Origin of the sequence: Paenibacillus whitsoniae, from assembly GCF_003955665.1 — a bacterium.
GTDB lineage: Bacteria > Bacillota > Bacilli > Paenibacillales > NBRC-103111 > Paenibacillus_E > Paenibacillus_E whitsoniae.
In genome coordinates this window covers 221,019-246,573 of the sequence record NZ_RXHU01000034.1, presented here as the reverse complement: position 1 = coordinate 246,573, position 25,555 = coordinate 221,019, and the positions used below count along the sequence as shown (strand labels likewise).

At 52.4% G+C, this 25,555-nt stretch carries 19 protein-coding genes; 14 read left to right on the top strand and 5 right to left on the bottom strand.

Features of this window, described 5'->3' with window-relative positions; translation table 11 throughout:
* Positions 1–71 precede the first annotated feature (71 nt).
* Entirely contained in the window at positions 72–638 is a 567-nt protein-coding gene (locus EJQ19_RS13470; RefSeq protein ID WP_126141741.1) for a dihydrofolate reductase family protein, read from the bottom strand.
* A 285-nt stretch (positions 639–923) separates the two neighbouring features.
* Here EJQ19_RS13470 and EJQ19_RS13465 point away from each other — a divergent pair, with 285 nt between their 5' ends.
* Positions 924–1,157, top strand: a complete 234-nt coding sequence (locus tag EJQ19_RS13465; RefSeq protein ID WP_126141740.1) for a hypothetical protein — start codon at positions 924–926, stop codon at positions 1,155–1,157.
* A 320-nt stretch (positions 1,158–1,477) separates the two neighbouring features.
* On the opposite strand, the gene EJQ19_RS13460 is transcribed toward EJQ19_RS13465, so the two are convergent.
* The gene (locus EJQ19_RS13460) at positions 1,478–2,911 is read right to left on the bottom strand and encodes a SpoVR family protein (RefSeq protein WP_126141739.1); all 1,434 of its coding nucleotides are present in this window, start codon (positions 2,909–2,911) and stop codon (positions 1,478–1,480) included.
* Between the two features lie 239 nt (positions 2,912–3,150).
* On the opposite strand from EJQ19_RS13460, the gene dgoD reads away from it, so the two are divergent.
* Complete coding sequence (gene dgoD, locus EJQ19_RS13455; RefSeq protein ID WP_126141738.1) at positions 3,151–4,299, top strand: galactonate dehydratase; 1,149 nt, start codon at positions 3,151–3,153, stop codon at positions 4,297–4,299.
* Between the two features lie 35 nt (positions 4,300–4,334).
* Positions 4,335–5,318 carry a 2-hydroxyacid dehydrogenase gene (locus tag EJQ19_RS13450; RefSeq protein WP_126141737.1) on the top strand — a complete coding sequence of 328 codons (984 nt, stop codon included), beginning with the start codon at positions 4,335–4,337 and terminating at the stop codon, positions 5,316–5,318.
* 95 nt (positions 5,319–5,413) lie between these two features.
* On the opposite strand, the gene EJQ19_RS13445 is transcribed toward EJQ19_RS13450, so the two are convergent.
* Positions 5,414–6,307 carry an AraC family transcriptional regulator gene (locus EJQ19_RS13445; RefSeq protein ID WP_126141736.1) on the bottom strand — a complete coding sequence of 298 codons (894 nt, stop codon included), beginning with the start codon at positions 6,305–6,307 and terminating at the stop codon, positions 5,414–5,416.
* Between the two features lie 77 nt (positions 6,308–6,384).
* Positions 6,385–7,542, bottom strand: a complete 1,158-nt coding sequence (gene yhbH / locus EJQ19_RS13440; protein WP_126141735.1) for a sporulation protein YhbH — start codon at positions 7,540–7,542, stop codon at positions 6,385–6,387.
* 302 nt (positions 7,543–7,844) lie between these two features.
* On the opposite strand from yhbH, the gene EJQ19_RS13435 reads away from it, so the two are divergent.
* The 3 genes from EJQ19_RS13435 (at position 7,845) to EJQ19_RS13425 (ending at position 11,070) form a co-directional block, all read left to right on the top strand.
* A complete protein-coding gene (locus EJQ19_RS13435) occupies positions 7,845–9,314 on the top strand; it encodes a methyl-accepting chemotaxis protein (RefSeq protein WP_164716534.1) in 1,470 nt (489 codons plus the stop codon).
* 92 nt (positions 9,315–9,406) lie between these two features.
* Positions 9,407–10,066 carry a copper amine oxidase N-terminal domain-containing protein gene (locus tag EJQ19_RS13430; protein WP_126141733.1) on the top strand — a complete coding sequence of 220 codons (660 nt, stop codon included), beginning with the start codon at positions 9,407–9,409 and terminating at the stop codon, positions 10,064–10,066.
* 170 nt (positions 10,067–10,236) lie between these two features.
* Entirely contained in the window at positions 10,237–11,070 is an 834-nt protein-coding gene (locus tag EJQ19_RS13425) for a (2Fe-2S)-binding protein (protein WP_126141732.1), read from the top strand.
* Between the two features lie 130 nt (positions 11,071–11,200).
* On the opposite strand, the gene EJQ19_RS13420 is transcribed toward EJQ19_RS13425, so the two are convergent.
* The gene (locus EJQ19_RS13420) at positions 11,201–12,037 is read right to left on the bottom strand and encodes an AraC family transcriptional regulator (RefSeq protein WP_126141731.1); all 837 of its coding nucleotides are present in this window, start codon (positions 12,035–12,037) and stop codon (positions 11,201–11,203) included.
* Positions 12,038–12,261: 224 nt separating this feature from the next.
* On the opposite strand from EJQ19_RS13420, the gene EJQ19_RS13415 reads away from it, so the two are divergent.
* The 8 genes from EJQ19_RS13415 to EJQ19_RS13380 all read left to right on the top strand — a co-directional run bounded on the left by EJQ19_RS13415 (position 12,262) and on the right by EJQ19_RS13380 (position 25,518).
* Positions 12,262–14,049 (top strand): family 43 glycosylhydrolase, encoded by a 1,788-nt coding sequence (locus EJQ19_RS13415; RefSeq protein WP_164716532.1) that lies wholly within the window; start codon positions 12,262–12,264, stop codon positions 14,047–14,049.
* A 75-nt stretch (positions 14,050–14,124) separates the two neighbouring features.
* A complete protein-coding gene (locus EJQ19_RS13410; protein ID WP_126141729.1) occupies positions 14,125–15,885 on the top strand; it encodes a cache domain-containing sensor histidine kinase in 1,761 nt (586 codons plus the stop codon).
* 3 nt (positions 15,886–15,888) lie between these two features.
* Positions 15,889–17,493, top strand: coding sequence for a response regulator transcription factor (locus tag EJQ19_RS13405; protein ID WP_126141728.1), 1,605 nt, complete (start codon positions 15,889–15,891; stop codon positions 17,491–17,493).
* A 117-nt stretch (positions 17,494–17,610) separates the two neighbouring features.
* The gene (locus EJQ19_RS13400; RefSeq protein ID WP_126141727.1) at positions 17,611–19,209 is read left to right on the top strand and encodes an extracellular solute-binding protein; all 1,599 of its coding nucleotides are present in this window, start codon (positions 17,611–17,613) and stop codon (positions 19,207–19,209) included.
* A gap of 27 nt (positions 19,210–19,236) precedes the next feature.
* Complete coding sequence (locus tag EJQ19_RS13395) at positions 19,237–20,193, top strand: ABC transporter permease (protein ID WP_126141726.1); 957 nt, start codon at positions 19,237–19,239, stop codon at positions 20,191–20,193.
* A 14-nt stretch (positions 20,194–20,207) separates the two neighbouring features.
* Positions 20,208–21,101: a carbohydrate ABC transporter permease gene (locus EJQ19_RS13390; RefSeq protein ID WP_126141725.1), complete on the top strand. Its 894-nt coding sequence runs from the start codon at positions 20,208–20,210 to the stop codon at positions 21,099–21,101.
* A gap of 24 nt (positions 21,102–21,125) precedes the next feature.
* On the top strand, positions 21,126–23,150 hold the full coding sequence (locus EJQ19_RS13385) for an alpha-L-arabinofuranosidase C-terminal domain-containing protein (protein WP_126141724.1): 2,025 nt from the start codon (positions 21,126–21,128) through the stop codon (positions 23,148–23,150).
* Between the two features lie 118 nt (positions 23,151–23,268).
* Positions 23,269–25,518 (top strand): family 43 glycosylhydrolase, encoded by a 2,250-nt coding sequence (locus tag EJQ19_RS13380; protein WP_164716530.1) that lies wholly within the window; start codon positions 23,269–23,271, stop codon positions 25,516–25,518.
* Positions 25,519–25,555: the final 37 nt, after the last annotated feature.

Below are 25,555 nucleotides of genomic sequence, written 5' to 3'. Positions count from 1 at the left end.
AGGGGGAAAGGGACAAGAACGCACTATTTGTTCAGTTAGTTACGCCGAGTTAAGTGATGGAGGTCGCAGGCTTACTTCTCCAACGCATAGCGGGTCGCGATAATGCCCGACTTGAACGTTCGGCTGGACAGCAGCTTGAGCTTGATTTTCTCAATGCCGTCGAATACGGATTTTCCGCTGCCCAGGACGACCGGACAAATCGTCAGCAGGAATTCGTCGATCAGGCCGAGCTCGAGCAGCGTTTTTGCAGCTCCCGGGCTGCCGAAGATAACGAGATTTTGGCCAGGCTGCTCCTTGAGCGCCTTGATTTCCTCTGCGATATTGTCCTTGATCAGTATCGTATTGTTCCATTCCGCCTTGTCCAACGTGCTGGAAATGACGATTTTCTGAACATCCTGCACCCATTTAGCATGCTCCAAATCGTGCTGCGAGGCATTTGGATCGTCCAGCACCGTTGGCCAATAGCCTTCCATTAACTGATACGTTGTACGTCCGTAAACGGGTGAACCGACTTCGGCTACGACCTCTTCGGCGTATTTCTCAAATTCCTCATTGTACGGAATCCAACCCAATCCCCCATTCGAATCTGACGCATACCCATCCAGTGACATATGCATAAATAATACGAGTTTTCTCATGATCGCTTCTCCTCTGATTTCGAATTTATTTGAATCGATTTTTTGCCTGATGTCCTGTGTAATGCCCTGCTGTTGTGTTTATTGTAATTCATTACGTTACGTAAGGTTCAAGAGGGGGAACTGAATTTTTTTGCAGACAACCATGTTGATCAAAAGCTTCCCGTAATGATAGGCATTTATGCAGCTCATTATGCTGCACCAGCACCAATTGTGGTATAATTCAAAGCATAGAATATGCTTAAGAAGTCATGGTTTCAAAAGAAAACATTTTAGGAGGCGAAAATTATGCAATTCAGCCTGAGAGCACCAGACGGTACAGTTATCGATTCGTACTGGAAAAATCACAAAGAATTCATCCGTATTGCTGGCTTGGAATATGAAGTTTTTAGTCCGGTTGATGAGTTCGATTCCGATCCGGAAATCAGACAAATGATTGAGGATTCCGAAAGAGATCTTAAATTGGGCAAAATCTATTCCACAGAAGAGATGGTTGAAGCTATAAAGCGTGGTGAGCTGTAATTGATCGTACAGTGGACCGAAACGGCGCGAAATCGATTCCGACAGATCAAGAGCGAGCATTTCAGTAAACAAGAGACGATCGAATTATAAATTAAATCTGCTTCGGCGGGTGGAGCACAAGATTGTTCAAATGGGAACGCTGATGCCCTCTCGTGAGTACCGCGACACCTATTACTGTATAGTTGACCGTTACATTGTGTCTTACAAGGTGTTGGACAACGGTGAGCGATATGTGATCACTTCGTTCAAACACGGCGCGATGAAGCGAAACTTTAAATAGCAGAAAAAGCATGATCCCCCGGACCATGCCCTCCGTCTCCTTATAAAAACCGCCGATGATGCTTCTTTCCGTCAAACGTGAACAGCACCGGCTTATCCTCCACGATCGTGTGCATATGCACCGGTTTGCCCCAGAGCTTGTAAATATAGGGGAGTGTCCGCTCCAAATATTTGAGATCCAATTCCACACCTTCGTAAGAGTGCTTCAAATACAGCTCGCCATTCCGCTGGTAATCGCCGTCCTCCACCATAATGTAAGGGAAGCCGCCGTTGACACGCGAGTTGAACAGTTGATCCCGCACGTTCTCCCACGATTTATCCGTTATCTTCCATTCTGGACCTTTCTTCTCGAACACGTACAAATCCAGCTCTTCTACGAGCGGTTTATTCAAATAGTTGCGGATGAACGAGGTGTCCGACTCGTATTCGCGCACTTCGAAAATTTTGCTCCGCCCCTGGCCCGGCTTGCGGCCGAACAGACGCTGCTCTTCCTCAGTCGGATTGTCCCAACGCTTCTCGATGTCTTCGAAAATTTTGATCCCGAGGTAGTAGGGGTTGAGCGTATGCCGGGATGGCACGACGACGGACGAGTTGAGCTTGGAATATTCGATCGTCTCCTCTTCGGTGAGATCAAGCTCGCGCAGGATGCGCTGATGCCAATAGGAAGCCCAGCCTTCGTTCATGATTTTGGTTTCCATCTGCGGCCAAAAATAGAGCATTTCATCGCGCAGCATGGTTAAAATATCGCGCTGCCAATTCTCCAAGTACGGCGCGTGCTCCTCGATGAACAGGAGCAGGTCTTTCTCGGGCTGCGCCGGGAAGCGCTTGGTTTCGTCCTTATCCGGCCCGGCTTTCGGCTTGTTTCGGTTATCAAGCTCCCAGAGGTCCTCGTAGCCGTAGGTATTCTCGATCCGCTGCTGGGGCGCGGCCGGCCGGTTCTGCTCCTGGCGCTTGCGCGCCTGCCGGTAGGACAGCGTCAGCACCGGGTCGATGTGCTCCTGAATCGCTAGCACCGCGTCGATAAATTGCTCGACCTCATCGATGCCATGCTCCAGCTCGTATTGGCGAATGCGTTCGGCAGTAGCCGACATGCTTTCGACCATGTTGCGGTTCGTTTTGGCGAACCGGGCATTGTTCTTAAAGAAATCGCAGTGCGCGAGCACGTGAGCGACGATCAGTTTATTTTGGATAAGGGAATTGCCATCGAGCAGGAACGCGTAACAAGGGTCGGAGTTGATGACGAGCTCATAAATTTTACTAAGGCCAAAATCGTATTGCGTCTTCATCCGGTGAAAATTTTTCCCGAAGCTCCAGTGGCTGTACCGCGTGGGCATGCCGTAGGCCCCGAAAGTGTATATGATTTCCGCCGGACAAATTTCGTAGCGCATTGGATAAAAGTCGAGCCCAAAGCCTTTGGCTATTTCGGTAATTTCATCAATGGCCCGCTCTAATGCTTGGATCTCATCCTGGTGCAAGTCGGTTCCCTCCTTAGATTCCATGTATCGACCGAATACAGACCCCGGGTGGCTGTAGGATGACGAAATTCAGGTTCGTAACATTGTATGAGCCGGGGGAGGGGGATATGAGTTGGAAGTGCCAAACATCTAAATTTCGTACAACAAACTGCTAAAATATGTACAGGAGTTAGGCTTTGTCGTATGGTACGCTTTTTCTGCATCCACATGAATCAGTGAACCCGAAGGGAGCAAGCTGTATGAAAATTACCGGATATGAAACGTATATTGTACCGCCGCGGTGGTTGTTTGTGAAAATAGAAACGGATGAGGGTCTTGTTGGCTGGGGAGAACCGGTCATTGAAGGCAAGGCGCATACGGTGCAGGCCGCCGTCGAGGAGATGATGGACGGCTTGATCGGCAGAAACCCGCTAAACATCGAGGACCACTGGCAAATGATGTACCGTTCCGGCTTTTACCGGGGTGGCCCGATCCTGATGAGCGCGATTGCGGGTATTGACCAGGCTTTGTGGGATATCAAAGGAAAGTACCACGGGGCGCCGATTCACCAACTGATGGGCGGAGCTTGCCGCGAATCCATGCGGGTCTATTCCTGGATCGGAGGCGACCGTCCGGCCGATGTGGGCCAGGCGGCGCTGGAGAAGAAGCAGGCGGGCTTTACCGCGATTAAAATGAATGCGACGGAAGAATTACAATATATCGATTCCCATGCCAAAATTGAAAGCGTGCTGGAGCGGGTAGCCGCGATCCGGGAGGCGGTGGGGACGGATTTTGGCATCGGCGTCGATTTCCATGGCCGCGTACATAAACCGATGGCGAAGGTGCTCGCCAAGGAGCTGGAGCCGTTCAAGCTCATGTTCATTGAAGAGCCGGTGCTGCCTGAGAACAATGAGGCGCTGCGGGAAATCGCCAATCATACGAGCACGCCGATCGCAACGGGGGAGCGGATGTTTTCGCGGTGGGATTTTAAACAACTGTTGTCGGACGGGTATGTCGACATCATTCAGCCGGATCTGTCCCATGCCGGAGGCATCACGGAATGCAAGAAAATCGCGGCGATGGCGGAAGCTTACGACGTGGCGTTTGCGCCGCACTGTCCGCTGGGCCCGATTGCGCTCGCTGCTTGCCTGCAGGTGGACGCGACGGCCTATAACGCTTGCATTCAGGAGCAAAGCTTGGGGATTCATTATAACCAGGGCAACGATTTGCTGGATTACCTGGAGGATGCGGCTGTATTCAGCTATAAGGACGGCTACGTGCAAATTCCGCAAGGGCCGGGGCTTGGCATTACGGTGAACGAGACCTATGTCAAACAAATGGCGGAGCAAGGCCACCGCTGGCGCAATCCGGTATGGCGGCACAAAGACGGCTCAATTGCGGAGTGGTAGGCAGCACGTGGATAGAAGCGAGGGAGGACTAGCGTATGGGTAAACCGATTGTATTTATCCCCAGCCGGATTCCGAATGCAGAGGCGGTTATCCGCTATTTGAGCGATGATGCGGATGTCGATTACAGGGACGTGGAGGAGCTGCTGGGGGAAGAGGAGTTTTATCAAGGGTTGGAGCGGGCCGACGGTCTGATGGCCTATTCCCGCAACAAAATTCGCGCAACCCAACTGGAGCGGGCTCCGAAGCTCAAGGCGGTGTGCAACATCGCAGTCGGGTACGACAATTTGGACCTGGACGCGCTGACGGCCAGAGGCATTGCGGCGACGAACACACCGGATGTGCTGTCAGAGACAACGGCGGATTTGGCTTTCGGACTGCTGATGTCCACGGCCCGGCGTATTCCTGAAGCGGATCACTATGTCAAAAGCGGACAGTGGCACGGCTGGCTTCCCAGCCTGATGCTGGGGAAGGACGTATTCGGCGCGACGCTGGGCATTGTTGGGCTGGGCCGAATCGGGCAGGCCATTGCTCGGCGAGCCGCCGGCTTTCAAATGAAGGTACTGTACAACAATCGCACGCGAATCTCGAATGAGGAGCAGCAAGGGCTGACGTACGTAAGTCTGGACGAGCTGCTGCAGCGTTCCGACTACGTGCTGCTGCAGGCACCGCTGACGTCGGAGACGTCCGGTATGATCGGGGCGCGGGAACTCAGCCTGATGAAGAAGGATGCCATCCTGATCAACACGGCGCGAGGCGGTGTTGTGGATGAGAGGGCGCTGATTGAGGCGCTCCAGGAGAAGCGGATTGCCGGGGCCGGGCTCGACGTGTTCGAGCAAGAGCCGCTGCCGCAGGGCCATCCCTTCCTGAGTATGCCGCAGGTGGTGGCGGTGCCGCATATCGGCAGCGCCACCGTGCAGACGCGGTCAGCCATGGCGATGAAGGCGGCAGCCAATATGGCAGCGGTGCTGCGCGGGGAACGGCCGGAGAATCTGCTGAATCCGGAAGTATGGCGGCGATAGTCAGCTAGGTGCAGCCGCAGCCGAAACAAGCCAAAGAGCTCATGCGCGAGAAGCATGGGTTCTTTGGCTTGTTCCAGGTACATGTCCGGACATGGTTACGCTCTTCCAATGGAACCATGGGCTTTGCGATAAGCCGCAGGCGACATCGGCTCCTGCTTTTTAAACGTTTTGGTGAAATAGGTAGGGTGGTTAAAACCGCATTGATAGGCAATGTCCGCGATCGGCATCTCCGTCTCCCGAAGCAGCTTCTTGGCGTAATGAATACGCTTGACGGCAATGAACTTAGTGATCGTAAGTCCGACATGCTTGTGAAACAGCGAGCTGAGATAGGAAGGATTCATATGCACCAGCTTGCTCAGTTCCTCCAGCGTTAGCTCGCTTTGAAAATGTCCGGAGATGAACTGCACCAGGTAGGAAATTTCCTGCGGGAACTGCGCGGCAGGAGGAAGTGTCAGCTCTTGCTCCGCCTGCTGATGGCGGCGATAGGCGAGCAGGAGCAGCTCTTGGATCAGGCAGCGGATCACCGGCAAATAACCAGGCTGCCTCTCGGTCCATTCATTGTTGATATGGCTTAAAATCCCGCTGATCCGGCTTTGCTGCCCCGGTTCAAAAGCAACACGGCAGCAGTCCGCCGGCATGTGCGCTAACGGGAAAGGCTCCTGAGAGGGCCAATTCTCCAACAGAAATTCTTCTTTCCACATGAGCACACTGCGGCATATATTGAAATTCGCATCGGTTTGCAGCACTTTGTGCAAAGTAAAAGGGCGGATGATCATAAGCGTGCCGGGCTCCAGGTTATAGGTTTCGTCCCCGACCAAATACAAGCCTTGACCGCTCTCGACATAATACATTTCAATCCCATTATGGCTTTGGAACCCGGGGTAGGGGGCGACAGCATCGAGTTTGTGATACAGCAGCACGGGGATTTCGCGAAACACGGCATCCACGGCCGAGCTTAAGTCTTCTGCTGTTCGAAAGGCAACCTGCACGCCCTCCACTCTCCCTTCTCACCGATTCATGTCCACATTATAGCATGAATCGGTAAGGGGAGTTAACGGGAGTGTTTTCAATTCGCAGGCACGCTCTCCTGCTTGGTAAAGAAAGTTTTGAGCGCTTTGTAGACTTCGCCTTTTTCCCGAATGACATAATGCATAAACTTCGGATTGTTAATGTGGCGGAAGGCCGACATCAGCGTTGAGCTGCGGTTATATTGGTTGACTTCGCCGTAGCCGAACATATTGCAGCGCTCCATGAGCTGGGTAATAAGCTTGACGCAGCGCTCGTTGTCCGAGGTCAGGTTGTCGCCGTCCGAGAAATGGAACGGATAGATATTGAATTGCGACGGGGGGTAGCGCTTGTCGATAATATCGAGTGCCGTCTGGTACGCCGAAGAGCAGATGGTGCCGCCGCTTTCGCCTTTGGTGAAAAATTCTTCTTCCGTGACCTCTTTCGCCTCCGTATGGTGGGCGATGAAGACGATCTCGACGTTCTCGTATTTGGTGCGCAGGAAGCGGGTCATCCAGAAGAAGAAGCTGCGGGCTATGTACTTTTCAAAAGAGCCCATGGACCCCGAGGTATCCATCATCGCAATGATCAGCGCATTGGAATGCGGCTTTTCGACTTCTTCCCACGTCTTGAACCGGAGATCGTCCGGGGAAATGTGATGAATGCCCGGCGAGGAAGTGCGGGAGTTGCGACGCATATTCTCCAGAATCGTCCGCTTCTTGTCAATGTTGGACATGATGCCCTTTTTGCGAATATCGTTAAAAATGACTTCCGTCGTCGTCATATTTTTCTTCTCTTTTTTCTGCAGATTCGGCAGCTCGAGCTCGGAGAACAGCATGGCCTGCAGTTCTTCCATGCTCACTTCCGCTTCATAATAATCCTCGCCGGCCTGATCGCCTGCGCCTTCGCCTTTGCCGGGGCCTTGCGCCGGCTGCGGATCGGTGCCCAGCACATCTCCTACCTGCGATTCGCCGTCCCCCTGCCCAACATGCTTCCCTTTGTTAAAATTGTACCGAAACCGGTATTCATCCAGACTTTTGATCGGCACCTTCACAACTTGTTTGCCATTCGACATAATGATGCTCTCGTCCGTCACCAGATCGGGGAGGTTCTGTTTAATGGCTTCCTTTACCTTCTCTTGATGCCGAGTTTGATCCTGGTATCCTTTGCGATGCAGCGACCAATCCTCTCTGGAAACGATAAATAAGGGCTCTGTCATGGGGACACCTCCTTAAACGTTTATGGTAAGCGGGACGCGATGCAGGCATGAGGAAATAAGGCTTGTTACTAAATATATTCAAGAGACGACGGGATATGTGGTGATTTCTATGTGAATTTTATGTTATGTATATTGACATTTCAGGTGTCATCTATAATAGTCTCACTAGCACAACGACGTGATAGCTACAGCCAATATTTATCCGATTTATATTGCGATATCGGCAAAGGAGCCGCATGACATCCCCGTTTATGAGGGGTGTTCTGTGGCTTTTTTTTATCCCCTTCCTGGAGGTCTGTCCTATGATTAAACTCATGCATGCAGGCGAGTATCATCACATTGAAAGCAGTCTGAGCCAATTGGCGGACGGAGACTTCCGAGTAAGCAAATACAGCGCATCCGTTCATCCAAGGTCCGGTCTGCAACCGATTGTAAATCGAACGATTCGAAGTCTAAAATCATTAGTGCGTGTGGTCGATCATTCTTCCCGAGCGCTCCATCGTAAGATGGAGGATACGAGCGCGAGATCGGCGATGATTTCCGAACAAGTGGAAGGCGTGACGAGCACCATGCGTGAAATGGCTGTCGGGATGCAGGATGCCTCTGGATATGTCTTCGATATTGCGGATGAAATGAAGCGAATTCACCATTTTTTACAGGATGTAACCGGAAAAAACGGAGAAATTGTCCGTTCCTCGGAAATACTATCGAGTGATGTGGTCAGGGGATCGAACGAAATGCTGTTCGCCGTGGAGCATATGCGCTGCATTTCTGATGAAAGCATCCAAGTGCAAGAGCGAATGATTCGTCTTAACCAGGCGATTGCGAAAATTGCTGCCATGACAAGCGTGATTGAAGAAATCAGCTCACAGACGCAACTGCTTGCGCTGAATGCCAATATTGAAGCTGCGCGTGCAGGCGAGCATGGAAAGGGATTCGCGGTTGTTGCACAGGAAATTACGAAGCTGGCCGTTCAAACGAAGCAGGGAACTTCAGACATTCAAGAAGTAATCCGTACAGTGGCGGACAGCGCCGGAGTGCTGGGTGTGTCGATTCACAAGATCGATGCTGCCATTGGAACGGGGGTACATACCTTGGAAACGGCTGTTGGCAACTATCAGAAAGTCGAGACGTTTCTCGGGCAAATCGTTAGTGAGATAAAAGAAGTCGACGAAAGCCTGGCCGGCATTACGAGCAGCACCTTATCGATTGCGGATTCTGTCAACCAAACATCGGCGATGATTCAGCAAGTTGCGGCGGGCAGTGAAGAAGTGCTGGCCTCGGTTGAGATTCAGCAGCAAAATTTGCTGGATATTAACGCGAACATCCAAGAGTCGGCGCTGCAAAGTCTAACTTTGCGGTCTTCGGTGTCCCAATTCAGGCTGCCGCCTCCGGAGGATAGTCACCCGCTGCAGATGAGCGTGGATCAATGGATAGAAGCGGCGATGGCCATTCGAGCCGTCATGGTCGCAATGATTGAGTCGCGAGAGATCGAGAGCATTCAGGCCTGGAACCGGCAAAAGGTAGCCAATGAAGCGGTATTGGCACGCTGTATTGAGCAGCTTGCGGATCAAGTGACGACGGAGCAGGATCGCAGCACCTGCAAGGAGCTCCAAGCAGCCTGGCAGCAGTTTGACATTATTAAGGACCAGAACGCCAAATGGATGCTCGAAGGGGAGTATGACAAAGCTAAGCAAGCTTTGATGACAGAGGGGAGAATGCGTTTTAAGAAGGCGATGGATTTGGCTGCGGCATGGATGGAAGGGGAGTGAAGCTGATCGAGCCTAAACCTTACCTTGATCTGATTCGTCTATTTGAGTGAGATCGTTCGTTTCCAATCAGTCATAGAAATGAGGTGTATCGTATGAAAAAGAAATCGGCGGTGTTATTTACTACAGTCGTAGCGTTAGCCATGTTTAGTGGAGTTGCGTATTCTGCAAGCGGGCTCAAGCTCATTGTGAACGGCAATGTGATTACCCCTGAAGTGCCGCCTCAAATCATTGACGGCAGCACGATGGTACCGATCCGGGCGGTATCCGAAGCGCTGGGGGCCGATGTGCAGTGGAAGGAAGCTGAACAGACGGTTATTGTCAATCAACCCGACCGCGCATCTCTGCAGCGGCAAATTGATTTGCTCCAAGCCGCCTTGGCCCCGGAATCTGCCGATGAAGTGGTGAAGGCTTGGGCCAAAGGAGTGAAGAACCGCAACGGAGCCGCACAATACGCCCTGCTTTCCGCGGAACTGCGGAAGCAAACGGCCAAAACGTATGAAGAGCTTAATTGGGTGACGGGTGTTTCCAGCCCGTGGATCGACAGCTATCAGGTGTCGGACAGCGTTAAAGCCGAAGATGGCAGCGTTAGCTATAAGGTTACCTTTCAATTGAAGACCTCGACGGGGAGTGCTGGGGAGGGTACTGTAAAGGTGACTGTCGGATCGAAGGACGGCAAGTGGATGGTTACCGGACTTTCCTATAAAGACGGTTCAGATGCGCTTAACGGACTGGTCGTCGTTCCTGGAGCTTAGCGGATATATATGCCGCGGTTAGGAGTTGTGTCACGGGAAGTCCGTGACCGGCTCCTTTCTTTTTGCCCAAAATCTTCTTCCCATTGAGGATGATAATTGTTCTCAAGTGTGCTAAAATGGGATTATGACAGGAGATCGGTTTTGGTAGCACAGTGCAAAGGGGAAGTACAATGAAAACAGAGATGATAGAGCTATTGGCTCGCCATTTTGGCATTACGCCAGAGCCTCATGAAGCGCCGTTGTATGAAATCGAGGGCAGACGCCTGGTGCGTGCAGACGGAATGAAGGAAGCGATAGCTGCTTATGCACCGCTTATGAAGGCTTTGGAGCCGGCAGCTGCTGCGGCTTACTTGACCGGCCGACTGGGCAATCTGAATACAGCCGTTCATTATATGCTGGCGCATGATGCGCGGATTGATTTGTCGCCGGAACGATGGACGCTGCAAATTTATCAGCATGAACGGGGGTACGCGGAGTTCCGCTATGTCCTCAGTGAAATCGTCGAGCTGGAAGGTCCGCTCTCCGGTCAGCGCAGTCTGTGGCGGGAACAGCAGTTGCGCCACTGGTACGGGAATGTCATGAGACCGATTGTTGAAGTGATTGCTGCGGCCGCGGACATGGATATTACGCAGCTGTGGAGATTGTTCCCGATGAAATTTCCCTATTTTCACGAAGCGCTGCAGAAGATGCCCGATCACGAAAGCATCGCGCAGAAGTTTGGGGAAGACTATAAGTTTGCATTGCATGAGCTGGACGGCGAGCCGTTCGGACGTGTGCGCAATCCGCTCGATGTGACCTTCTGCACCGTCGATTATCCCGCCGCGCCGGGGCAGCCGGATGAGCAGATTCGCATGAAAACCTCCTGCTGCATGTATCACCGGACGGAGGGCGGTTACTACTGCTACACCTGCCCGCGGCTGAAGCCGGAGGAGCGTGCGAAGCGCAAGGAAGAGATGCGAGCCAAGCTGGAGGAGCAGGCGTTGAAAACGGCGGCGGCCCAGTAGGGAGCGGCGCAAGAGGAACCGACAGGTCGGGAGACTTGTCGGTTTTTGTGCTGATTGGGATCGAAAGTTGCTTCTCCTGCGATTCCGCCCTTTTTATCAGAATTACCTGTCGTTTCTGCAGGCTCCCCGTTTAACGCGACTCCTCCAGCCGCTTCCGAAAATCGCTTGGCCGCACGCCGATTTTGCTCTGGAATAGATTAGAGAAATAGTGCGGATCGTTGTAGCCGAGCCGGTATCCGATCTCGCTGATCGTCAGCGGGGTGTCCAGCAGCATGAGCTTGGCTGATTCCATTTTTTTGCCGAGGATGTATTGGTATACGGTCGTGCCGATTTCCTTCCTAAAGAGGCGATTCATGTGCCGCGCGGACATGCCGACTTGTTCGGCGAGCTCAAGGGGATCGAACCCCTGCAGGATATGGTTGTCCAAATAGTGCTGAATCGCTTGAACAGCGGGTGACAGCAAGGCGCCTCTTTGGCGCTGGAGGCTAGAGAGTGTGACGATAATTCGCATGAGCATCACCTGGAGTTCGGCCTGCATCTCGTTAACAGAACGGTGCACTGCGCCCTCAATGGCCTCGTGGAACAGTGGGCCCAGTCCGTTCCCTGGTGTCACAAGCTGCGCAGTCAACTGGTACGCGTCCAGCAGCTTCAAAATCCAGCTGCCGCTCACATTGAGCCATATGTAGCTCCACTGGCCTGTGTGCCGGGGATCTGGCGCAACATCGTGGGAGCAGCCGGCGGGCAAAATGAAAACATCCCCTTCTCCTGCGGTGTAGGATTGCGCATTTACCTGCAAACTCCCTTGTCCGGAAAGTACATATCCGACGACTGTAATGCTGGCAAGCTCCCGTACGTTTCGATAGTCGTGTTCACAGTAATTGATGCCCAGGAACTGAACGCTGAGCGGAGGCGGTTCTCCAATCGGCGGCAGATGATAGATGGGCCCGTGTTTGCTGAACTGGTTCATGGCGCTGTCGCTTCCTTTGTATGGCGTGCAATTTTCTACATTGTAGCATGAGCATTGCACAGGGAAAAGGGGAGGTCGCCGCCGGAAAGCCGCAAACAATCCCCTTAGATCATGTCCGTTTTCCTCACCTTTTCATCCGGAATTTCTATTAAGCATGCGTTCCAGGCGAGTTATACTAATGAGGAGAGCGTTTTCAACTTGTCTCGGTGAAAAGGAGAATGACGATGAAGTCCGATTTTATTCAGCACCCTCCGCATCCTGAAACGGAATGGTCGGCGTGTACAAGCTATTCGGCTGAAGCCGTAACGATAAAGGCCATCTTAGACGTACCTTTGCAAGCCGCAAGCGTGTGCGCAGGCCCGGATCACCTGTATTATTTGACCGGAACACTGGACGGTGCGCAGGTACAGGTCTGGGCTTCTCACGATTTGCAGGCGTGGGGAGAGCCGGTCAAGGTGTGGAGCCTCCCAGAGGACGGTTCTTGGCAAAAAGAAGGAGAAGCCCCTCACGGCATTTGCGCGCCGGAGCTGCATTATGTGCAAAGCACCTACTGGCTGACTTACGGCGTCTTGCAAGGCGGGACAGGTCTCTTGCGCAGCACGACCACCAAGGCGGAAGGCCCATATGAGGATATGGGCCGGATGACGGCAGACGGTCAGGATGCTTCGTTGTTCCAGGACGATGACGGCGCCGTCTACTGGGTCTACGGCAACGGTCGAATCGCCCGCATGGAGGGCGATATGAGCGGCCTGGCCGAGGAGCCGCGCGCGATAGAGGTGCAGCCGTGGAAAATGCCCGGGCGCGAGGATCATCCGTCCTATACCGGCAATCGGCAGGTCGGCGCCTACGGCGCTTTCCTGTACAAGCGGGACGGGTACTACTACATGACCTGCGCCGATCCGCTAGCCCGCATGGGCAGCGACAGCGTGGATACGTTCGTCGCGGTCAGCCGCTCCATCTACGGGCCGTACAGCCGGAGATACCTCGCGCTGCCGCACGGCGGGCAGCTTACGCTGTTCGAGGACCGCGATCGCGGGCTCTACGCGGCCTTCACCGGCTGCGGCAGTTACTCGCCGGTCGAGCATTTGCCGGCTGTTGTGCCGATGGAGACGGCGAGCCCCGGCTTTTTGCGTCCGAGCCCCGGCATTATCCTGGAAAAAGGCGCAGTCGGCCGCTTGCAGCCTGTCGCGGATTTCCCGATTCGGGATCCGCATATCAGCGTAGGCCCCGACGGGACGTACTACATGACGGGCACGTCGGATCAGCCCCGTCGCGACTTCTGGGATCGCAATGATCAGCTGCATCTGTGGCAATCCTCCGATTTGAAGGAATGGCACCATCTGGCGAAGGTGTGGGATTTGACCGAGAACGGCACCTGGGAAAACAATATTTACGCAGAACCGTGTCTCTGGGCTCCGGAGATGATTTTTCTCTATAATACATTCTGGATCACGTATTCGTTGAAGGGCGGCGGCACGGGGCTCATCAAGAGCGTATCGGGCCTCGCGGAAGGGCCGTACATCGATATGGGCCGGATGACGAACACGGACATTGACTCTTCCTTATTTCAGGACGAGGACGGCGAGGTGTATTTTGTCTGGCAGGACGGCAAAATCGCCCGCATGAAGAAAGATATGACCGGCTTTGCAGAAGATCCGCGTAAGCTGGTTCCTGTGGATGGCCGGCGGGTCGGCTACGAGGGCGCTTTTATCGTCAAATATCAGGGCAAGTATATTCTGGGGGCTGCAGACTGGCACGGCGACAAGCGTGTGGACGGGACGTACGATCTGATGTATGCCGTTGCCGATCACATCTACGGACCTTACACGCCAAGACGACTGGCGGTTCCTCATGGCGGGCACGGCACGATGTTTATCGATCGGGAAGGCAGGCTGCAAGCGACGCTGTTCGGGAACGATCGAACGGCTCCGTTTCGGACGCGCCCCGGCATCGTGCTGCTTCAAGCGAAAGAAGATGCGCAGGGGCTTTGCATAACGCCGTACAGTGAGTAATATTAGAAGCATGAATCAAGCGCGCTGGCCGGGCGGGATTCATGCTTTTTTCTACGAACCGGAGAGGAGATTCCCATGAAGCTAGCCTCGCTTAAGAAGTTATTTTCACCTACGTTCAGCATTCAGGGCAAAATCTTCGTCGCCTTCAGTCTCGTCACGCTCATCGGCATCGTCGCCGTTACGAGCATCGTCTACTTGTACATGCGGGAAACGGTCAAAAACAATGCGATTACGTCCGTGACGGAAAGCATTCGGCAGGCCGATGAGTCGCTTAATCTGCGGCTGGAAGAGGTCAGTCGTCTGAACACCGTTGTCGCCACAAATAAGACAGTGCTGGATACGCTCACGAGTTCAACGGAAGAACCTAGCTACGAGTGGTTTCAGGAGCAAAAGCGGATTGAAGAGTTCCTATCCGCCTTGATCGCCTACAAGCCCTACATCTCGCGCGCAGCCGTGATCGGCTTGAACGAGAAAGTTTTTTTCGTCGGCTCCCCATGGCTAGATCGAAGTGTACTGGGGACTCCCATGATGAACGATCTGCTTCAGAACGGATCGGGCCACGCTTATTTTCACCAGACAGGCACTGACGATTCGATCGTAACCGGGCGCGAACTGCGGTATAATCGGAGTCTGATCGGGATGGTCATGTTTAATTTGAACGATGATTTTATCAAGAAAATCTTTGATGTCAAGCCGACCCCGGACAGCATGCTATATGTGCTCGACAGGAAGGATGAATTCATTTACCAGCCGGGTACAAGCTCGCTTCCGCAGGAGACCATTCTTAAATTGGCCAATGAGTTTCGGGATACGGAAGGTTCTGTGGAACGGATTATTCAGCAAACTTCCTATCTGGTCGTGATCCGAAAATCGGACTATACCGGGTGGTCGACGCTGGCGCTCGTGCCGATGAACTCGCTGCTGACCGAAACGGCACGTATTCGCAATATCATCGCGACGGTTGCCATTGTTGTTTTTATCATTATTGTCATTGCCACGCAGCAGGTTTCCTCACGAATAACCCGCAATATTCGCCGGCTGCGCTCGATGATGATGCATGTGATGGAAGGGAATATGACGCTAACGACGGCCGAAATTCACTCCAAGGATGAGATTGGGCAGCTGCATCTCGTTTTCAAAAGCATGATCAACGAATTAAAGCGCTTACTCGATGATGTCGTAAAGAAGGAAAAAGAAAAGCGCGAAGCGGAGCTCGCCGTGCTGCAGGCGCAGATCCGTCCGCATTTTCTGTACAACACCTTGAATACGGTCAAATATTTGGCCAAGCTGAACGGGGTTCCGAATATTGTCGAGGTGTCCGAATCGCTGGTCGAGCTGATGCGCGGTGTCCTCGGTCATTCGAACGAATTTCTTACCCTGCAAGAGGAATTGCAGTACGTGCGGAGCTATGTAACGATTGAAAAATATAAATATGTCGAACCGATTCACCTGCATATCGAAGTCGAGGATGAAGCGCTGCTGCAGCTTCGCGTGCTTAAATTGATGCTTCAACCGCTCGTGGAAAATGCGATTATTCACGGCATTTCCTCATCGGCACACGAAGGTTTGGTGCAGATCCGCATTTATGCCGAAGCGAATGAACTGCGCATTGAGGTTCGTGATAACGGCAAAGGCATGACCAAGGAGCAGATTGATGCTTTGTTTGAAAAACATAAAAACACACGCTTCAGCGGCATGGGCGTTCGCAACGTGCATGAGCGAATCGTTCGGCTGTTCGGCGAGCCGTACGGCGTGTTTCTCGAAAGCGAGCCGGAGGCTTATACAACCGTGCAAATCCGGTTTCCGAGACTGGAACCCCATGAACAGGAGGGTTAAAGCATGTATGAAGTTTTGCTTGTAGATGATGAAGCGTTGGCGCGCAATGATGTGAAGAGCATGCTTTCGTGGGAGGAGCATGGATTCGTCATTTGCGGCGAAGCGCAGAATGGGGAAATGGCGCTCGCCATGATGGAGCAGCATCTCCCCCACATTGCCATTATCGATGTCAGCATGCCGATCATGGATGGCGTGGAGCTGTGCCGCCGGATCAAAAAGCGATTTGCCAAAGTTAAAATGATCATGCTAAGCTCCTTTGACGATTACGACTATGTGCGCACTTGTCTGATGAATGGGGCGATGGACTATTTGCTCAAGCATCGACTCAACGGAGAAGCACTGGTGTCGCTGCTGAATAAAGCGGTACAGGAACTGCAAAGCGAAGAGCGGGAGCATGAAGCGCGGAATGCGCAGACGCGGATGATGGAAAGTCTTAGCCCGGTCATGCTTCGCGAGCATGTCGCGAATGTCGCCAGAGAGGGGCACGAGACAGGAGATGCCTTACAGGAATTCGTCCGCCAGAGCGGTGTGTACGCGGATGCGGTTACCTATGGAACGGCCGTCGTGCAGATCGTTCCGTTCTTGCTGGTGACCGAACGATTGACCGATGTTCAAAAAAACGATTTAGTACACAAAGCAACCGAAGTTATGCAGCTCGCCGTTGGAGACGTTCAGAAGCGAACGGTCGGGTATGTGGGCGAGGGGCGGTTCATCGTGCTGTTCTCTTTCGCAGAGCGGAGTGAGCATGCCGTCATGACGCAAATGAAGCAGGCCATGAGTGCGCTGTCGCATACGCTGGAGAAGTTTTTGAATTTGCGCAGCATTTTTACAGTGGGATCTTTATGCGGAAGCCTTCGTCAAGTTGCCGTAAGTTACAGAACAGCGGATCAGGAAATGAACGCCATGTATGCTCAAGGCTTGCAAGCACCGATGTTGAGAGAAACGCTGTTTCATGAGGAAAGCAAGCAGCTTCGTCTCTATGTGGAGCAGCTCGATCTCGATAAAATCGTGCAGCTTCTGACCTTGATGTTTGCGGAAGTACGCACGCTGCCAGCCTACGCGATCAAAGTTCAAATGATGGTGAGCGAATTGCTGCACCTGATGGAAATGACTTTGAAGCGGCAATTTGCCCATATTTCGCCGGAAGATCACAGTTTGATCCCTTCCCGCAATGAGATTGCGCGTCTGCACACCGTGCCGGAGCTTGGCGAGTGGATGATAGCGTATTACACGCGCGTAACGGAAGTGATTAAAAAGCAGCAAGCCGGCGGGCCTTATTCGCGCCATATTGCGAAAGCCGTGCAGTATATTACCGATCATTACGCCGCCAATATTTCGCTGGATAGCGTGGCAAGCGCGCTTAATTTGAATCCTTCTTATTTAAGCAGGTTATTTAAAGAAGAGACGGGGATGACGTTCACAGAGTACTTGAACCGGCTGCGCATTCAGAAGAGCTGTCTGCATATGGAAGCGGGCGCTCTCGCTTTGAAGCAAATCAGCAGTGAGGTTGGCTTTGTCAGTTATACGTACTTTTTCAAAGTATTCAAAACGATAACAGGAACGACGCCGCAAGCCTACATCGATCTCCTCAAACAGTCAAAATTGTAGAATGGAATGTCATAGATGTTGAATCACGGGAAGTAAGCGATTACTTATAATAAAATCACCCCTTAGAAAACGCTTTCTTGCTAAGGCGGACATACTTGTGAATCGGAGGAAGAACGAATGAAAAGAAAATGGGGGACTGTACTTCTTTCAACGCTGGTCGTTTCCAGCCTGACCTTATCGGCATGCGGCTCGGATACACCAAGTAAAGAAACGAAAGACAAAGCACCAAGCGGCTCGACAGATAAGGTGTCAACAGCAGGATTTCCGATTGTCAAGGAACCGATTAAGCTGAAAATGTTTACGCGAACTGCGCCTGCGAACGGCCCGTTCAAAGATATGCCGGTGTTCCAGGACTACGAGAAATTGAGCAACGTACAAGTGGAATGGATCGAAGCGCCGACAGACGGATTTGCTGAGAAAAAGAACCTGCTCTTCGCTTCGAATGAACTCCCGGACGTTATGTATCGCTCGGGGCTTACACCGCTGGAAGCGATCCGCTACGGCACAGGCGGACAATTGATTCCGCTAGAAGGTCTGATCGACAAGTATGCACCGAATTTGAAGAAACTCATGGAAACTTATCCTGAGATTCGTCCGGCGATTACAACGCCTGAAGGCCATATTTATGCCATTCCCGGCATTGTAACTGTAAACTCCGCCAGAACCGACAAGCGTTGGATGAACCAAGCGTGGCTGAAAAAATTAAATCTCAAAGAGCCGGAAACGACAGACGAACTGTACGAAGTACTGAAAGCGTTCCGGGATAAAGATCCGAACGGCAACGGCAAACAGGACGAAATCCCGATGACCGCTCGCGCAAGCGGTGGCCCTGGTCTAGGCATACCTGTCGCCGATATTATGGGTGGATCCTTCGGTTTGGACAAACAGCTCGGTTATTACATCAACATTGAGAATGACAAAGTCAATATTTGGATGGGCAGCGACCGGAACAAAGAGATGCTGATGTTCCTGAATAAACTGTATTCCGAGAAATTGCTGGATCAGGAAGTATTTTCGCAGAAAGAAGCTCAATATATAGCTAAGCAAGCTACAGGAAATACTGGCTTCTTCTTTGATCAGACGAACAATCCGATGTTGGGTACGAAAGTTAACGATCAATATATTGGTATTTCCCCGGTCAAAGGACCGCATGGCGACAGACTGCAATTATCAGCTCCAGTGCCAAGGGATTTCGGTGCGTTTGCCATCACTTCGGTGAATAAAAATCCGGAAGCTACGATGCGTTGGATCGATTATTTCTACAGTGACGAAGGTTCGACTTTGCTGCGATTTGGCCGCCAAGGCGATAATTATGAATTGCGCAATGGTATTCCTTATTATACCGATGCTTTCTTGGCAACAGGCAATCAATCCAAAATCACCCCTTATGCCGGCGGTGGGGCTCCTCACCTGATCAGCGAAAAGGTAGCTTCTTTCATCAATCCGCCACAGGTTCAGGAAGCCCAAAAGAAACTTGATCCATACATGCCGAAGATTTTTGCAGCGCCATTGTTCGACGAGCAAACAGCCCAGCAAATCAACATTTTGCGTAACGATATTGATAAATATTACGAAGAACAAACCACGAAATTTATTGCAGGTGCTCTCAGCTTCGATAAATGGGGCGAATTCCAATCGACGCTCAAGAAAATGAAAATTGACGAATTGCAGAAGCTCTACCAAGATGCTTACGACAAAATGAAACAGAAAAAATAATCAGGCATCACGGCTGGAGGACTGCACATGAACAGTACGGTACATGCAGCAGGCACGGCGTCTCGATCTCGGTCGAGGCGCTCGCGCCTTTGGAAAGCGGTGAGCAGTCGGTACGATTTGTATTTGATGCTGCTGCTCCCGATTGTTTGGTATTTAGTGTTTAATTACGGCCCACTCTACGGGCTTCAGATTGCGTTCAAAAACTTCAGTCCTGCGAAGGGCATCAGTGGGAGCGCATGGGTCGGTCTCGACCATTTTAAACGGTTCGTTGACTCTTACTATTTCTGGCGGCTCTTATGGAACACGGTTTCGATTAATTTATTCTCCCTGCTGTTCGCTTTCCCGATTCCAGTTGCGTTAGCGCTGTTGGTGACGGAAATCCGTAACAAAACGTATAGTAAAGTTGTGCAAAATATTACCTATATCCCGCATTTTATCTCTATTGTCGTGATGGTCGGGATGATTATGGTATTCCTGTCTCCGCGTGGCGGCCCGATCAATTCGATTATTGAGGCGTTTGGCGGGGAGCCGATTCGATTCATGGATTCTGCGGGATGGTTCAAGACGATTTTTATCTCATCCAACATTTGGCAAAATATGGGTTGGCAATCGATTATCTACATTGCAGCCTTGAGCGGAGTTAATCCGCAGTTGTATGAAGCCGCTAAAATGGACGGTGCGTCCCGGCTGCGGCGTATTTGGCATGTCTCTTTGCCCGGGATTTTACCGGTTATCGTGATTTTGCTCATCCTCGATGTCGGGCATTTCATGAATGTCGGATTCGAGAAAATTCTGCTTATGCAAAATAACTTGAATCTGGAATCCAGCGATGTCATTTCAACCTTCGTGTACTCGGCAGGTATTTTGAAAGGCGAATACAGCTACACGGCGGCGATTGGCTTATTCAACTCGCTGATCAATCTTGCGCTGCTGCTCTTGGTGAATCGCTTTGCCCGCAAGAAGGCGGAGACCAGCTTATGGTAAAGGGGGAATCTTGAATGACTAGTGGAACGCTTCAAAAGCGCGCATCCGATGAAAAAATATTCGATCTTGTCGTGAACGTATTGGCGGCGCTCATCGTGGTGGTGGTGCTGTATCCGCTCGTCTTTATTGTGAGCGCCTCTTTCAGTGATCCTGCGCTTGTATTAAACGGCGACGTGTTGCTGTTGCCTAAGCAGGTTACCTTGGATGCTTACCGGAACGTATTTCACAATGAACAGATTTGGAACAGCTATGGCAATACGATCCTTTATACATTGGTCGGTACGTTGATTAACCTGTTCATGACGACACTGGCTGCTTACCCGCTCTCCAGACCCGATTTGCCTGGACGGGGCATTATTATGTTCTTCATTACGCTAACGATGTTTTTCAGCGGGGGATTGATTCCATCGTATCTTCTCGTGAAAAACTTAGGCATGGTGGACACGATGTGGGCGCTTGTCATTCCTGGCGCGATTGCCACCTATAATTTAATTGTGATGCGAACGTATTTTCAATCCAACATTCCGTGGGAAATTCAGGAAGCAGCCAATATCGACGGCTGTTCCAACTGGAAGCTGTTAACGCACGTCATTCTTCCGTTGTCGAAGCCGATTCTTGCGGTAATGGTGCTGTTCTACGCAGTCGGCCACTGGAATTCGTATTTCAACGCGTTAATTTACATTCGCACCAAAGACCTGTACCCGCTTCAGCTTGTACTGCGCGAGGTCTTAATGGTGAGTCAGGCCGATGCTTCCGACAGCAATGTGGGCATAGAAAACAAAGTACTGCTGGCGGAAAGTATTAAGTACGTCGTCATCATTATTTCCAGCTTGCCAGTCTTGGTCATGTATCCATTTGTTCAGCGGCATTTTGTGAAGGGCGTTATGATCGGTTCTTTGAAAGGATAACAAGTGGAAGGATGCGTTAACATCATGGTGCAATCCAAAGCAACAATTCAGGTGAATGCGAAAACAAGTCGTACGACAGCTATCAATCCCTATCTGTTCGGTCATTTCGTCGAAGATATTCGGGATCATATGGAAGCGATGCTGGCGTATCCGCTGAGAGATATGGATTTTGAAAGCGAGGACGTCGCTTATCGGGGATTGTCAGGAAGCTGGCGTCCCTATACGAATGGCAAGAGCACCGTCTATGGTCTAGAGCCTGCGGCTGCTTACCATTCGGGACACAGTCAGATGATTCGTTTGTTCAGCGACGATTGTGCATATGCAGGGGTTGCTCAGGCGGTTGCCGTCAAGCAGGATCAGCAAGGCTATGCTTTGTCGCTCTATGCCAGAGCGTCCATTGACATCAAATACCTGCTGGCGGAGATCGTGAATCGGCGGACGGGAGAGCTGTTAGGGCAAGTGCGCATCGATCTGGAAAGCCATGATTGGCGAGCGTATGATGTTCGCCTTCGGGTGGAGCAGGCGTGCGAGCAGGCGGAATTCCGACTGTATGTCCCTGCTGAGCATCCGCGCTGGCTGGATCACGTGTCCACCGGCATGCTGTGGCTGGATCATATTTCCTTGCTGCCATCGGGCAGCGCCGGCAACGTTCGCCGGGAAGTGATGGAGATGACCCGCTCCTTAAATGCCGGCATGATGCGGCTGGCGGGCAACTACATCTCGGCCTACCATTGGCAGCAAGCAATTGGGCCGGTTCATGAGCGTCCATGCCTGGTGAATGAGGCGTGGGGAGGCTGGACGAGCAAATATTTTGGCACCGACGAGTTCATTGCTTTTTGCCGGGAGCTGAATGTTGAACCGCTTATCTGCGTGAACGACGGCTCGGGCACGCCGGAGGAAGCGGCCGAGTGGATCGAATACTGCAACGGCGATGCGACGACGCCGATGGGGCGTCTGCGTGCGGCCAACGGGCACCCTGAACCTTATGGCGTAACGTACTGGGAGATCGGCAACGAAGTGTGGGGGCCGTGGCAAGTTGGGCATTGCAACGCTGAACAGTTTGCCGAGCGTTATGTCCGATTTGCTGAAGCAATGAAGGCGGCTGATCCGAGTATTCGCCTGCTCGCCTGCGGGGACGACAAGACGGAGGGGTGGAACGCCACGGTTCTTGCGCGTGCTGCCGAGCACATGGACTATTTGACGCTGCATTTGTACCATGGCTGCCCGCGCTTCGGGATGAATCACCAGACGCCGGCGGAGGAACGGTTTAAGGCCATTGTCTCTTATCCGGAATGGACGCGCGAGACCGTGCGTCAGGCCAGAGCGTTGATCGGTTCGTCCGAGCGCTATGCGCATGTGAAGCTGGCGATCACGGAGTACAACACGATGTATTACCCGAACACGATTCGCAAAGGGCTGCCGAATGAACATACACTGGAGGCTGCAGCAGCGAATGCGGCGAACCTGAATGAATTTATCCGGAGCAGTGATCTGGTTGAAATCGGCAGCTTTTCGGACCTTGTTAACGGTTGGCTCGGCGGATGTATCCGCGTCGGCGACTACTATGCCGATCAGTTCAGGGGCAAATCTGCTGACAGAACCGAAAATGCATTGAAAGTTTACGGTTCTCCGACGTACTACGTGATGCAGGCTTACGCCAACAGCGAATTGGGTTATGTGGTGGAAAGTAGTACGGATTGTCCGAGCTTCGGAGTGAAGGGACCGGCGACAGGACCAAAGCTCGACGAGCTGCCGATTCTGGACGTTGTGGCGAGTATCAACAAGGATCGGAATAAGGTGACGGTCTTTATCGTAAACCGCAGCTTGGACGAGCAGCTAACAGATGTGAGCTTCGGCGATTTTGCTGTATCGGGAACAGCTCGTCTTACGGAAATTACCGGCGATCACTTTGAAAGCTATAACGCTGCCGAGCATCCCGAAGATGTCATTAGCCGCGTTCATGAAGTATCGGTGGAGCGTTCTGTCGTGACGTGCTTGCTGCGTCCTTCTTCTGTCTATGCATTGGAAGTCATCGCAAATCATGAATAATGAGGCGATGCTCAACCCGAAGGCGAGGTGGCTTCTTGTCGCTGCTTGCTGCATAATGCTGCTGATCGCAGGTATTTGGCAGATTCCGCTGCTCGGGAAGAAGGAGGAGGTGAGGCACATGGAAGTTACGCTTGGGACTACGTATCAGAATCCGTTTACGCTTGAGGGAGAATGGGAGGATTACGGCATTGGCGATCCTTACATTCTTCGCTTTGACGGTAAATATTATCTATATTGCAGTACGAAAGATAAACGCATTGGGATCAAGGCTTGGAGCTCCGACGATTTGGTCCATTGGAAGTATGAAGGATTAGTAACGGAGGAGCCGATTACCGAAAGTGCTTATGCACCGGAGGTTGTCTATTGGAACGGGTCGTTTTACATGTATACGTCACCGGCGGGCAAGGGTCACTATGTGCTGCAAAGCGACAAGCCGACCGGCCCGTTTGTGAACAAAACGGATAACCTCGGCTTTACGATCGATGGTTCGGTTTTTATCGACGACGATGCCCGGTGGTATTTTACCCATGCGAAGAACGGGGGGATTATGGCGAGCAGCATGTCCGACCCGTATACAATTGGGCCTGACAAGCAGTTGAGCGCTACCTCGCTGGGCCATTGGACTGAAGGCTCCATGATTATTAAGCGGAACGGGCGCTACTTTATTACGTATACCGGGAACCATGTGTTTAGTAAAGGGTATCGCGTTAACTACGGCGTCAATCATGAATCTCCAGTAGGGACTTATAAGATTCCTGGAAACAACCCGATTCTGATTTCGACGGCAGATGATTTTAACGGACTTGGTCACAGCGCGACTGTGCTTGGGCCGGATCTGGACGCATATTATATCGTCTATCACAACTTGGTTGGCCGATCTGCGGAGGGCCCTCCCATGCGCAAGATGAATATCGACCGGCTTGTTTTCAATGGAGATAAGATGTCCGTCCTCGGACCGACGCACGGCGTGCCGCAGGAAGCGCCGAAAATGCCGGTTTTCCAGGACATTCCCGGGGCATTGCCATCGACTGAGCAGTGGGAGCGAATTCATGAAGATGGACAGAGACAAGGGTGGCTCGCACGAACCGGGACGGGCGACCGGTATACGGGGGAGTTTAATTTCGTGACCGGTGCTGCAGATGGAGCAGCTTCGACGTTTGATGTTGTGTTTGCTTATGCGGATAGTCGGAATTATCGCGTAGCTCGTATTCGCCCAGATGCCAAGGAGCTTACGCTTATGGCTAGGGCTGATGGGAAAGAGACGGAACTGGCAACCAAGCCGCTGCCAGCGGGGACTGATCTGACGAAGCTGCATACCGTTCGCGTCGAATCGGACAGCACGGGGACGAAGCTGTATTGGGACAACTTGCTCCAAATCGAGCAGGGCGATTTGATTGGCATCCCGGGGCGCATCGGCTACCAGTGGACAACGGGCTTGCAACCGGAGCTACATTTCACGGCCTTCTCGGGCGAAGCGAACGGCAGCAGCGACCGCGAAGCGATCAAGCCGCTGCCGGGGACAATGGACGCGGTGCATGGCACGATGAGCGGCCAAGCTGCGGTTCGTCCCGGCATAGCGCCGGACGGCAGTGATGCCGTGCTGCTCTCTGATGCGGGCGACAGTGTGTCTTTTCCGGTCAATGTGCGCGAAGAAGGAAGCTACCTGCTCGCCGCGCGTGTCTCTCAGTTATCTGCCGGCGCGACGCTGCGGGTAGAGGTCGACGGGACGTCCAAGGAAATCAAGCTGGATAAAGCATTGTTTGCCGGGGACGCCACCTGGAGCAAAGTGCCGCTCGGCACCTTTGCGTTGAAGCAAGGGACGGGCTGGCTGACGATAAGTCGGGGCAAAGGTGAAATCGCGCTGAGCGACCTCGAGGCGAATCTCACTCAAGCCGTGCCGGAGCAATTGGCGGTCAAACCGAACGCAGTCGGCCTTGTAAACCGCTTCGGCGGCATGTGGGGTTGGAGCGACTACACCGTCAGCTTTGACTTGACGCTCAATCAAGTGTCCGGCGCCATGGCAACCGTACTGCTTCGTACGACGAATGAGTCCGATCACAAAGACCAGGTGAAGGACGGTTACATGGGCTATGCGCTTGCTTTTGGGATGGACAAAGTAAGCTTGAAGCGGAACAGTTATGAAAATAGCATGGAAGCAGCGTCCGGCTCCTGGAAGCTCGCCCCGCAGGAAACGGTGCATGTGACCGTCAAGCTGCGCGGCGCGTCGATCTCGGTTTTCACTGATCGCAGCAAGACGCCGATCTTGACGTGGACAGATCCGAACGCGTTCCTGGTCGGGCGTGTGGGCTTGAGCGGCACCTCAAGCGTGTGGACGGTTTCGCCGCTGTCGGTGGCGGCTTGGAAATAGCGTATGATGGTTGCACCCCTTCTCCCTTGTGGGAGAG

Excerpts from the sequence above, each read along its gene's own strand:
- EJQ19_RS13470 (WP_126141741.1), bottom strand. The coding sequence starts at position 638 with ATGAGAAAACTCGTATTATTTATGCATATGTCACTGGATGGGTATGCG.
- EJQ19_RS13465 (WP_126141740.1), top strand. The coding sequence starts at position 924 with ATGCAATTCAGCCTGAGAGCACCAGACGGTACAGTTATCGATTCGTAC.
- dgoD (WP_126141738.1), top strand. The coding sequence starts at position 3,151 with ATGAAAATTACCGGATATGAAACGTATATTGTACCGCCGCGGTGGTTG.
- EJQ19_RS13450 (WP_126141737.1), top strand. The coding sequence starts at position 4,335 with ATGGGTAAACCGATTGTATTTATCCCCAGCCGGATTCCGAATGCAGAG.
- yhbH (WP_126141735.1), bottom strand. The coding sequence starts at position 7,542 with ATGACAGAGCCCTTATTTATCGTTTCCAGAGAGGATTGGTCGCTGCAT.
- EJQ19_RS13435 (WP_164716534.1), top strand. The coding sequence starts at position 7,845 with ATGATTAAACTCATGCATGCAGGCGAGTATCATCACATTGAAAGCAGT.
- EJQ19_RS13430 (WP_126141733.1), top strand. The coding sequence starts at position 9,407 with ATGAAAAAGAAATCGGCGGTGTTATTTACTACAGTCGTAGCGTTAGCC.
- EJQ19_RS13425 (WP_126141732.1), top strand. The coding sequence starts at position 10,237 with ATGAAAACAGAGATGATAGAGCTATTGGCTCGCCATTTTGGCATTACG.
- EJQ19_RS13420 (WP_126141731.1), bottom strand. The coding sequence starts at position 12,037 with ATGAACCAGTTCAGCAAACACGGGCCCATCTATCATCTGCCGCCGATT.
- EJQ19_RS13415 (WP_164716532.1), top strand. The coding sequence starts at position 12,262 with ATGAAGTCCGATTTTATTCAGCACCCTCCGCATCCTGAAACGGAATGG.
- EJQ19_RS13410 (WP_126141729.1), top strand. The coding sequence starts at position 14,125 with ATGAAGCTAGCCTCGCTTAAGAAGTTATTTTCACCTACGTTCAGCATT.
- EJQ19_RS13405 (WP_126141728.1), top strand. The coding sequence starts at position 15,889 with ATGTATGAAGTTTTGCTTGTAGATGATGAAGCGTTGGCGCGCAATGAT.
- EJQ19_RS13400 (WP_126141727.1), top strand. The coding sequence starts at position 17,611 with ATGAAAAGAAAATGGGGGACTGTACTTCTTTCAACGCTGGTCGTTTCC.
- EJQ19_RS13395 (WP_126141726.1), top strand. The coding sequence starts at position 19,237 with ATGAACAGTACGGTACATGCAGCAGGCACGGCGTCTCGATCTCGGTCG.
- EJQ19_RS13390 (WP_126141725.1), top strand. The coding sequence starts at position 20,208 with ATGACTAGTGGAACGCTTCAAAAGCGCGCATCCGATGAAAAAATATTC.
- EJQ19_RS13385 (WP_126141724.1), top strand. The coding sequence starts at position 21,126 with ATGGTGCAATCCAAAGCAACAATTCAGGTGAATGCGAAAACAAGTCGT.
- EJQ19_RS13380 (WP_164716530.1), top strand. The coding sequence starts at position 23,269 with ATGGAAGTTACGCTTGGGACTACGTATCAGAATCCGTTTACGCTTGAG.